The organism is Bacteroidales bacterium (assembly GCA_018334875.1).
Taxonomy (GTDB): domain Bacteria; phylum Bacteroidota; class Bacteroidia; order Bacteroidales; family UBA12077; genus JAGXLC01.
Genome location: JAGXLC010000418.1, coordinates 1 through 3,587, shown reverse-complemented (window position 1 = coordinate 3,587; position 3,587 = coordinate 1). Strand labels below are relative to the sequence as shown.

Below are 3,587 nucleotides of genomic sequence, written 5' to 3'. Positions count from 1 at the left end.
TTTGGTCATTTGTTATTGTTTAGAATTTCGAAATTAGACATTAGAATTTATTAATATATGAACTTTAATAAAACAAAAGAATTAGGCTGGTCAGTTTTATTTTTCAAAGGAATTTGATATACTTGTGGGATGTTTTACTTTATTATAAATTATAGATTATGAAAAATTACATTTTAACTGTTTTGAAATCCAAATTTGTATTTGTGTTTGCAGCTTCCCTGCTAATTGTGGCTTCTGCCTGCCAGCAACAGCGGGATGAAGACCGTATTCATCTTTTTAATGGTGAAGACCTTTCGGGATGGAACATGAAATTTACCGGCCAACCGGTAAATGAGAATTACAAGAATACATTCCGCGTGGAAGATAGCATACTAACGGTCAGTTACGATGAATGGGATCGTTTTGATGGTGAATTCGGCCATTTGATAACTGAAGACGCTTATTCCCATTATAAGTTGCGTGTGGAATACCGGACTGTAGGTGAACAGAGCCCTGAAGGACCCGCGTGGGCCAGGAAGAACAATGGAATTATGATCCATTCCCAATCGGCCGAAAGCATGAACCGGGATCAGGATTTCCCTGTTTCAGTGGAGGTGCAATTGTTAAGTGATTTGGGCGAAGGTCCCAGGCCCACGGCCAATGTTTGCACTCCGGGAACCCATGTGGTGATGGATGACGAATTGGTTACCCAGCATTGTATACAGTCCTCATCAAAAACTTATGGAGATGAATGGGTGACCGTAGAAGTGGTAGTGAAAGGTAGCGAGATCATTCATCATATTGTGGAGGGGGATACGGTAATGACTTACACCGATCCGCAAATCGGGGGAGGTAATGTTCCCGAAGGGTATCCCCGGGAAGAAGGAACGCTTCTGGAATCCGGGCATATTGCCATCCAGGCAGAAAGCCACCCCACGGAATTCAGAGAGATCTCGTTGATAGAGTTAAAGGAGGATTAATCATTAAATTAAAAAAATAGAAGTGATGAGAAAGTTAATTTGCTTACTAACCCTGGTTTTTTTCTTAACAATCTCTTATGGTGTTTACGCCCAGAAAGAGGACCGGTCCCTGAATACCCAAGTGGTTACTCAGATAGGACTGGTAGTTGAGGATATTGAAAAAACCAGTAAAGCATATGCCGATTTATTCGGTATCGAGACACCCCAGGTCAGTGAAACGGATGAATATTCCAAAACCAACGCCCATTATAAGGGAGAACCTACAAATGCCAGGGCCAAACTTGCGTTTATCCGCCTCGAAAACATTACCATTGAGATCATCGAGCCGATCGGAGGACCGAGCACATGGCAGGAGTTTCTTGATAAGCACGGGGAAGGCGTACATCACATTGCCTTTCAGGTGGAGGATATGGATGAAACCATTGCCATGCTTGAAACTAAAGGCGGAGAACTGGTTCAGCGAGGAGATTTCACCGGTGGGAGCTATTCCTATGTGGAATCGCAGGAAAAGCTCAAAACCATCATTGAGTTGCTGACCTCAGACGATTAATTCCTTCCGGGGAAAAGGTTTATATCACATTGGGCAATGAGTCTAAAAAGGCGCTCAGCGGCTAACTCAGCTAATTGTGTAAAAATCATCTATTGAATTTCAGAAATCTACTGGAGCCGCTTAGCGCCTTACCAGCCACAGCTTATGCGAATGGTTAATATATGTAATTTATCAGGTAAGGCCATTCTTATTTTTTCAGATTTAAATATCTTTACCCCCTGATTTGGACAAGCCAAAACCAAAAGGATGCTTTCAAGGAATTTAATGTGTTTACGTTTTGGCTTGTCCAGATTAATTTACTTTGAGATAAGATAACAGAAGGAGAGGAACATGGAGCAAATAAGGAACTTTTGCATACTGGCCCACATCGATCATGGGAAAAGTACTTTGGCCGACAGACTTTTACAAATTACAAAATCTGTGACGGAAAGGGAGTATCATGATCTGATGCTGGATGATATGGATTTGGAGCGTGAGCGGGGAATAACCATTAAGAGCCATGCCATCCTCATGGATTACCTTTATAATGATCGGTATTATGCTTTGAATCTTATTGATACACCTGGCCACGTGGATTTTTCCTATGAAGTGTCGCGTTCCATTGCCGCCTGTGAGGGTGCTTTACTGGTAGTAGATGCTGTTCAGGGTGTTCAGGCTCAGACGATATCCAATGTTTATCTTGCTGTAGATCATGATCTGGAAGTGATCCCTGTTCTGAATAAAGTGGATCTGGAAGCCGCCAAACCAGAAGAAGTAAAGGATCAGATCGTAGAATTGCTGGGTTGTGACCGCGGAGATATCATCGAAGCCAGTGGCAAAACCGGTTATGGTGTTGAAAAAATACTGGATGCCATTATAGAAAAGATACCCCATCCTGAGGGCGATTACAATAAACCGTTGCAGGCCATGATCTTTGACTCTGTTTTTAATTCTTACCGGGGAATTGAAGCTTTTTTCCGGATCTTCAACGGTAAGATAAGAAAGGGGGATCATGTGAAGTTTGTAAATGCCGGTAAGGATTACTATGCAGACGAGATAGGTGTATTGCGACTGAAGAAGGAACCCCGCAATGAGTTGAATGCAGGGGATGTCGGATATATTATTTCCGGTATCAAAGCCTCGAGTGAAGTGAAAGTGGGGGATACGATCACCCGTTATGACAATCCCTGTGAAAAGGCTGTATCCGGTTTCGAGGATGTCAAACCCATGGTGTATGCGGGAATATACCCTGTTGATACCGATGATTATGAGGAGTTGCGCATATCTCTTGAAAAACTTCAACTGAATGATGCCTCCCTGACATTTGAACCCGAAAATTCCATGGCTTTGGGCTTTGGCTTTCGCTGCGGCTTTTTGGGGCTTCTGCACATGGAGATCATACAGGAGCGGCTTGAGCGGGAATATAATATGAACGTGATCACCACGGTGCCCAATGTATCTTACCAGGTATATACCACGGATGGTGAGATGAAAGAAGTACACAACCCTTCCGGTCTGCCCGATCCGAAAGATATAGATCGTATTGAGGAGCCTTATATACATGCCCAGATCATCACAAGGGCTGATTTTATCGGTTCCATCATGAAATTGTGCCTCGATAAACGGGCAACTTTGAAAAACCAAATATTCCAGCCCAATAACCGGGTGGAAGTAACCTTTGAGATGCCTTTGGCAGAGATTGTTTTTGATTTCTATGATAAGCTGAAAAGCATATCGAAAGGATATGCCTCCTTCGATTACCATCAAACCGGTTACAAAGAAGCCAAACTGGTGCGGCTGGACATTCTGATCAACGGGAGTATGGTGGACGCGTTATCTACGCTGATCCATCAGGAACATGCCCATTCTTTCGGAAGAAGGATCTGCGAGAAACTGAAAGAGCTGATCCCGCGCCAGCAGTTTGATATTGCCATTCAGGCAGCCATAAGCTCTAAAGTGATAGCCAGGGAAACCGTGAAAGCACTGAGAAAGGATGTTACTGCAAAGTGCTATGGAGGGGACGTTACCCGTAAACGTAAACTGCTGGAGAAACAAAAGAAAGGCAAGAAAAAAATGCGCCAGGTGGGGAATGTAGAAGT

At 43.4% G+C, this 3,587-nt stretch carries 3 protein-coding genes; all 3 read left to right on the top strand.

Annotated elements, in window-relative coordinates:
* Positions 1-158: 158 nt before the first annotated feature.
* Complete coding sequence (locus KGY70_19120) at positions 159-959, top strand: DUF1080 domain-containing protein (protein ID MBS3777313.1); 801 nt, start codon at positions 159-161, stop codon at positions 957-959.
* Between the two features lie 25 nt (positions 960-984).
* On the top strand, positions 985-1,509 hold the full coding sequence (locus tag KGY70_19115) for a VOC family protein (GenBank protein MBS3777312.1): 525 nt from the start codon (positions 985-987) through the stop codon (positions 1,507-1,509).
* 330 nt (positions 1,510-1,839) lie between these two features.
* The coding region (gene lepA / locus KGY70_19110) for a translation elongation factor 4 (GenBank protein MBS3777311.1) at positions 1,840-3,587 on the top strand (1,748 nt) is incomplete at its 3' end.

Excerpts from the sequence above, each read along its gene's own strand:
- KGY70_19120 (MBS3777313.1), top strand. The coding sequence starts at position 159 with ATGAAAAATTACATTTTAACTGTTTTGAAATCCAAATTTGTATTTGTG.
- KGY70_19115 (MBS3777312.1), top strand. The coding sequence starts at position 985 with ATGAGAAAGTTAATTTGCTTACTAACCCTGGTTTTTTTCTTAACAATC.